The organism is Nocardia veterana NBRC 100344, assembly GCF_000308855.1.
Taxonomy (GTDB): Bacteria; Actinomycetota; Actinomycetes; order Mycobacteriales; family Mycobacteriaceae; genus Nocardia; species Nocardia veterana.
Map to the genome: position 1 here is coordinate 1 of NZ_BAGM01000189.1, position 6,676 is coordinate 6,676.

The window sequence follows — 6,676 nt, forward strand, 5'->3', positions numbered from 1 at the left end:
GCACCCCATGACTACCGCCACCATTCGCCATCTTGTCGCGACCGAGCTTGAGGCGGCCGCCGCCGCCTATCGACGCGCCGTAGACGGTCCAGATCCTGCGATCGAGGCCGAGGCCGGCGAACGCTGGAATCAGGCCTTAGCGGCCGCTACAGCCCTCTTGCAGGCCGACCTTGACGCGTACGCCGCCCGACGTCTGGCGCCCGGTGACCCTGTGCTGTGGCTGCACACCGCTGCGGTCGCGGTCGGTGAGCCGCTGCCCATCCTGGCAGCGAGGGTGATCACCGAGGCTCACCCCGGCCCCGTCGACGATGCCACGCCGATACACGAGCCCTGGTATGTGGTCGAGATCGAGGATGGCCCATGGTTCGGGCCGACCGAGCGCACGGTGAGCGCAGGCGACCTCATCGCCCTACCGCCCACACCAGCCTTGGAGACCCGCCATGCCGGATAACACCACCCTGGCCCACACGCCGCCGGTCGCAGTCGACGAGGACCGCCACGAGCTCGCCGCGTCGAGCCCCGGGAATGAACCGGCCCAGACCGTCGACCAATTGCGTGCCGCACTCGCGCAACAGCGGCACCGGGCCGAGCGCGCCGAGGCAGCGATCACCGGCGTCTACTTCGAACGCGCCTACCTCACCGCCTTGGTCGCGCAGCTGATCGCCGACCGCCCCGACGGCCGTCCGGCTGTGCTGGCCTACAACAGTGACGCCGACCCCGAGACCTGCCCGCCTGACTGGCCGCTGATCTATCTGGAGCTACCCGGAGCCGGTCAAATCTGCTACCACCTCACCCCCGCACAGCTGCAGCTGTTCAGCCATGTCGAAACCGTCGCCCCCGACGATCCCCGCGCCCGATGGGACGGTGAGGACAAGAACACCCACCATCGGCGAATCCTCCAATTCATCGCCGCGAGCCACCGCTGCACCAGCGCGCGGCACGCACCGCCCCCACGCTGCCGCAGGTGAGCCACACCTCGACAGTGAGCGCGCCGGGGTGGGTCGTCCACCCACGCTCCGCGGAGCGGACGACCCACCCCGGCGCGCAGCAGTACCGGGCAACTCACCCCAGCAGCACGCGAGGAGCCCGCCGCAATGTCCGACACACCGCCACCGATCCCGACCCCGATCACCGCGATCCCGCATCTCGCCGAAGGCGCCCGCCGACGCGGCGACACCGACCGCATCATCGCCGTCGACGCACCACGACCGCCGACCGTCAAGACCCCCGGCCGCAGCGTGAACCAGTGGCTCGCGTCCGGCGAACCGCTCTCCCTCGACACTCCGTGCCCGGAGTGCGGATGGCTACGCGACGGGGCGTGCCGGTGCCAGTAGCCCGCACGGATCGCAACGACCGAAGCGAGCAGCCTAGCGCTTGCGGTGCGAAGACCACGGCGAGCCGGACCGCATCACCGCAACGCGAGTGCCGGTGCGAGCGGTGCGAACTCCACTGCGACGCCCACGCATCACCACCCGCGCTCACGGTGCGGGGCCGCCCCTGCACCGATGCCGCTTCCCACTCCGGTCCCGACGGTGCGAGACGCACGCTCGTGCCCGGCCGGCGATGGCACCAACGCGCGCAGTCCCGGCAGTGCGAACACGCGACCGGCCAGGGCAGAACGCGCCCAGCCGTAGCGCTGGATATGCACCCAATGCCCGACCAGCCACAGCGCGACCCCGACCGCGAGCCATAACGCCGCCGAGCCGAGCACCCATGGCACGAACACGCCCAGCATCAGCCGCCAGAGATCGCACACGATCAGCAGCGCACCGAGTCCCCGCGCCAGTCCTGCCCCGAACGTCCACGCGAACAGGCCGAGCAGTGCCACGGCAGCCAGCAGCGACACACAGAGCACGACGGCACCGAAGACGAGCAACACGGCAACCGTCCTCCCCTCTCTTCAATCGGCGCCCGACAAGACGCGGACGTTCCCATAGTTGTACCTAGCGCTTCCGACAGACCCGGCGCGCCCCTACGGGCCGCCGGAAGGATCGAACAGCGACGGTTGTCCGCCGATCAACAGTGCTTGGCGCACCGCGCTGGCATTCCACCCCCCGGTCACGGCCGCGCGCAGCGCCCGTGACCGTGCCACGCGCTGGGCCCGGGTGAGGCCGTCGTGCTGCCAGACGGGCCGACCCCCGTAGGAGCGTCCCCGCGCGCCCATGGTGGTCAGATTCTCTTGTTGCGTGCCGAGGACCACATGCGGACGCCGACCGCCGACAGTGGCCGCGCGCACGCAAATCGGGTTGTCGCAGCGGTCATGCAGCGCATACCACCCGGCAGCGACCGGGCCCACGTACAGCGCCACCGCGTAACGCGGCGGCCGCACCATCACCTCCCGGCCCGTGCCCGGCATGAGCGGGAAGCGCCCAGAGTCGTCGCGACGTACCGCGAACCGCCCATAGCCATCGTCACCGATGGCACCGGTCCAGATCCAACAGTCATCGGGGGCCGGACCTCGTACCACCTTGGCCTCGAATCGCGCGATCTCCGCCGCGTCGCCGACCTCGAGACGCTGTGGAGCGTTGCGCGGCACCACTCGCGGCCCCCATCCGGGCGCCACAGCACTACGACGCCGAGACAGGCGCGGCCGCGGCCGCCGCAGTCGTGCCTGGCGTTTGCCGATCCTCGCCAGATCCCGGGACCGCCGGAGCGCTGCCCGCTGGCTCATCGTCCGCTGCTTTGCCATCGCCCCGCGCGCCGATCGGTGTCACTGACGCTGCGACCGTGCTCCCATCGGTCGCCGCCGCGGGCGTAGTGCTTGTGGTCGAGCTCGATGACGTCGTGGCCGGCGAAGGCGCGGAGCGCCGGAGCAGACGTTGGAGCTCACCAGTTCCCAGGCCGGTCATCTCGAGCAGTTCCGCTTGCGGCGTATTGCGGTCCCGGATGCGCCGCAGGGCCGCGCCTTGCTCATCCAGGGCAGAAGCTTCCGCTTCCGTGTACGCCTTGTGTGCCGCTGCGATCGCCGCGTCGCGTTTGGCGGCCGCCGCGTCGATCTTGCTGCCGAGCACGTAGAACTCTTCGAGGTCCTTCGTGTTCTGTTCTTCGCGTCGCCGCCGAGCCTCCAGCGCGGCCGCCATCCGCTCGCGCGCGAGCTTGCGCGCCCCGACGGCCCCGGCGCCCTGCTTCTTGTCTGCCATGTCCCGAAATCCTCCCAATCGGCCTAGCGCTTCCCGACGCCCGTCGGGGGAAGACCGCCGCAGTTGGCGAGTTCGCGGCCGGTCGCCACGACAACGGTATCCGATTGCGCAAGTCCTGATCCGGTCACGACGCGCCCGCGCGTCCAAGTCCGCGGAACGGATCCGGTCCGGAGGAGCTGAACCGAGTAATGCCCGGCATGGGCACCGTAGAGACCCAAAACTCCGACACACCTCTTGCACCATTGTGAATCTTAGGGTGACCTAACTAGAAAATTGCCGCTATTCTTAGTCCTCATGATGACCATCCACGCGCTGCACGGCGGGGATGGCTATGAGTATCTGACACGTCAAGTAGCCACGGCGGACCGCGAACTCGCACGCGGCCAAGGCTTGACCGACTACTACAACGAGCACGGCACGCCGCCGGGTGTATGGGCCGGGCGCGGTGCCGAGATCATGGGCGTCTCCGGCGAAGTCAGCGAAGCGCAGATGCGGGCCCTCTACGGCGAGGGCATGAACCCGAACGCCGACAAGATCATCGCCGAGCAGATTGCTCAGGGCGAGGATCCGGAAGCCGCGATCAAGGCCGCCAAACTCGGGACCGGCCTGTACCGGTTCAAGGGCGGCACTACTGCAATTCAGACGATCTACGAGCGTCGGAAGGCCGAGTTCATCGCTGCGGAGGACCGGTCCCCGACCCGCGACGAATGGCTCGAACTGCGGACCGAGGCCGCGCGTGAGCATCTGACCAGCGAGCTGGGCCGGAAGCCTTCGCGCGACGAAATCACCAAGGCTCTCGGTGACGAAAAGCGCAAGGCGCGAGAGGCGGTCGTCGGCTGGGACTGCACCTTCACGCCACAGAAATCCGTCTCAATCCTGTGGGGGTTGGGCGACGACGACCTGCGCCGTGCGATCTGGAAATGCCACGAAGAAGCGGTGCACGAAGTGCTCACCCGAATGGAGGACACCTACGCACTTGCACGCCGCGGGCGCGGCGGACAACAGATCGTCGACACTGCTGGACTCACCTTTGCGAAGTTCCAGCACTACGACAACCGCACCGGCGACATGAATCCCCATACCCATGTTGTGGTGTCCGCGATGGTGAAGGGCATCAAGGACAACAAGTGGACCTGCTTGGACGCGCGACATCTGACCAAGGCCGCCGTGTCGCTGAGCTGCGAGTACAACGCCGCGCTGACCGGGAAACTGAAGCGCGAACTCGGACTCCGGTTCGAAGAGAGAAGCCGTGGGCGCGGCAAGGAGCCAGTACTGGAAGTCGTCGGCGTCAGCGACGACATGATCAACCATTTCAGCCGGCGTGCCAACATCATGGCCCGCACAGAGGAGCTCGTCCGGCAGTACCGCCAGACCCACGGGCACGACCCGAGCAAGGCCGTGCAGATCAAACTTGCGCAACAGGCCACCCTCGACACCCGCGAAGACAAGCCCCTGCCAAAGACGCTGCGGGAAATGATCATCGAGTGGGATCAGCGCGCCGCCCAGGTGCTCGGCGACGGCAGAACCGGGCGCCAATACGCCGCCGATATCGTGCACCTCAGCCACAATCCCGACGCGTCACGTCCCTACGAAGCAACGCGAGTCGCCATCGAGGTCGGCGCAGACCTGGGCGGCAAATCGGCAGTCCTGGCTACTGACGAGATGGTGCTCCTCGACACCATCGAACGCGCCCTTGACCGGTGCATTCTCGGAGATCAGATCACCCGCGCCGATGCCGCTCACGAGATCCGCCAGCTGCTGGCACCCTCCTACGAAAATCATCTACTCGACGACCTGGACGCCGCTATCGTTGCCCGCGAACGCGCCGAGTACAACCCGGAGAAGATCGCCGCCGATGTCGTAGAAAAGGTCTCGCGACGCCGCGCCACCTGGGCTGAGACCCACATCAGGGCCGCTGCCGAAGACCGCCTCGCGGTCTGCGACTTCGCCACAGACAATGACCACCGAGCCGCGGTGGAACACGTCGTCAGCAGGGTGCGCGAACTGAGCATCCAGCTGACGGTGGATCCAGATGCGGCCGCGCCGAAGGCCATGGCACGCACCACCGGCGAGAACATCTTCAACGGCCCGGCGTCTACGTCGATTCTCTACACCAACGAGGACGTCCTCGCTGCGGAGAAGCGACTGCAGCAGGCCGCACAGGAGCCAACTGCGGAGCTACTCACCCGCGCCGATGTCACCCGTGCAATCACCCAAGTCGAGAACGAAACTCGTGGTCGCACCCTGGGCGTGCGAACGGGCAAGGCTCGCCGTCTCCTGCCAGGGCAGCGGCACATCGTGGAGCACTTCTGCACTTCCGGTGCGAGGCTCGCAGTCGCCGTGGGGCCTGCTGGCACCGGCAAGACGACGGCGATGCAAGCGGTGGTGCGAGCGTGGCATAACAACGGCCGCACTGTGATCGCACTGAGCCCGCAGATGAGTGCGGCCCGAGTGCTGAGCGAGGACATCGGTGTCCCCGCACGGACAATCGACAGCTTCATCGCCCGCGCTCGCATCGGGGCAGATATCGGCCTGCAGCGCGGCACCATGATCCTGGTCGACGAGGCCGGGATGGCATCCACTCACAACCTGGATGCGCTGCAGCGCATCGCCGACGAACACGGCGCAGTTGTGCGCTGGATCGGCGACCCCTCTCAGCTGTCGGCCGTCGAATCCGGCGGTGCGCTGAGGCTGATCGCCACCGACACAAACGCCCCCGAACTCACCGAGGTCGTCCGCTTCAACGATCCCGACGAGGCCGCCGCCACCTTGGATGTGCGCAGCGGCGACGCCGAACGTGCATGGGAGTTCTACGCCCGCCACGACCGCATCACCTCAGGCATGGCCGACGAGCTGCGGGAGAAGATCCTCACCGCTCATCTGGACGACGTCGCAGCAGGAAAGACCAGCCTCATGATGGCCGGGTCCGTCGCGGACGTCTACGCCCTCAACGGTGCCGCCCAAGCAGCGCACGCCCTGCGCGGCACCATCGACACCAGCAGCGCACGCGCCACGCTGGCCGACGGCCACAACGCCCACATCGGTGACATTGTGGTCACCCGCAAGAACAACCACCGCCTGCGCATCACCGGTGGCTCACGGGCTCGCACACCTGTCGACAACGGTGATCTGTGGAGAGTGCACGCCGTGCACTCAGACGGCGCACTCACCGTCGTGGGCACCCGCCATCGCGGGCGGGTGACCCTCCCCGGCCGATACGTGCGCGACTACACCGAACTCGGCTACGCGTCCACGGTGCATCGAGCCCAGGGCATGACTGTCGACCGCGCACATCTGCTGATGAACGCGGTCCTCGGCCGTTCCCTCGCCTACGTCGGTCTGAGCCGCGGGCGGGAACGCAATGCCATCTACGTCGCCACCGACGCGTTGCCCGATCCCTCGCTCGACCGGATCCCAGAAGAACCAGACAACGAACACGACGTGTTCATGCGCGTGCTCGCCCGCGAGGACGACAACCTCACTGCCACCGAGGTGATGCGGGCCGAACAGGCGCGCATCAGCGATCCGGCCCGCAC

The 6,676-nt window shown here is 67.7% G+C and carries 7 protein-coding genes; 4 read left to right on the forward strand and 3 right to left on the reverse strand.

From position 1 onward, the window contains the following. The 3 genes from ON37_RS26795 to ON37_RS26805 form a co-directional block, all read left to right on the forward strand. The coding region (locus ON37_RS26795) for a hypothetical protein (protein WP_040723238.1) at positions 1 to 451 on the forward strand (451 nt) is incomplete at its 5' end. Then, positions 441 to 968 (forward strand): WDGH domain-containing protein, encoded by a 528-nt coding sequence (locus ON37_RS31225; RefSeq protein WP_051032093.1) that lies wholly within the window; start codon positions 441 to 443, stop codon positions 966 to 968. The genes ON37_RS26795 and ON37_RS31225, both read left to right, overlap by 11 nt. A gap of 126 nt (positions 969 to 1,094) precedes the next feature. Beyond that, positions 1,095 to 1,334, forward strand: coding sequence for a hypothetical protein (locus ON37_RS26805; RefSeq protein WP_040723241.1), 240 nt, complete (start codon positions 1,095 to 1,097; stop codon positions 1,332 to 1,334). Positions 1,335 to 1,465: 131 nt separating this feature from the next. Here the strand turns inward: ON37_RS26805 and ON37_RS26810 are convergent, their stop codons facing one another. From ON37_RS26810 to ON37_RS26820, 3 genes are all read right to left on the reverse strand, one after another. Continuing rightward, positions 1,466 to 1,879, reverse strand: a complete 414-nt coding sequence (locus ON37_RS26810) for a hypothetical protein (RefSeq protein WP_040723244.1) — start codon at positions 1,877 to 1,879, stop codon at positions 1,466 to 1,468. A gap of 93 nt (positions 1,880 to 1,972) precedes the next feature. After that, positions 1,973 to 2,536 (reverse strand): hypothetical protein, encoded by a 564-nt coding sequence (locus tag ON37_RS26815; protein ID WP_040723252.1) that lies wholly within the window; start codon positions 2,534 to 2,536, stop codon positions 1,973 to 1,975. A 31-nt stretch (positions 2,537 to 2,567) separates the two neighbouring features. Continuing rightward, positions 2,568 to 3,140: a hypothetical protein gene (locus ON37_RS26820; RefSeq protein WP_040723246.1), complete on the reverse strand. Its 573-nt coding sequence runs from the start codon at positions 3,138 to 3,140 to the stop codon at positions 2,568 to 2,570. Positions 3,141 to 3,434: 294 nt separating this feature from the next. On the opposite strand from ON37_RS26820, the gene mobF reads away from it, so the two are divergent. Continuing rightward, positions 3,435 to 6,676 (forward strand): MobF family relaxase (gene mobF, locus ON37_RS26825; protein ID WP_040723248.1); only part of this gene is annotated, 3,242 nt, incomplete at its 3' end.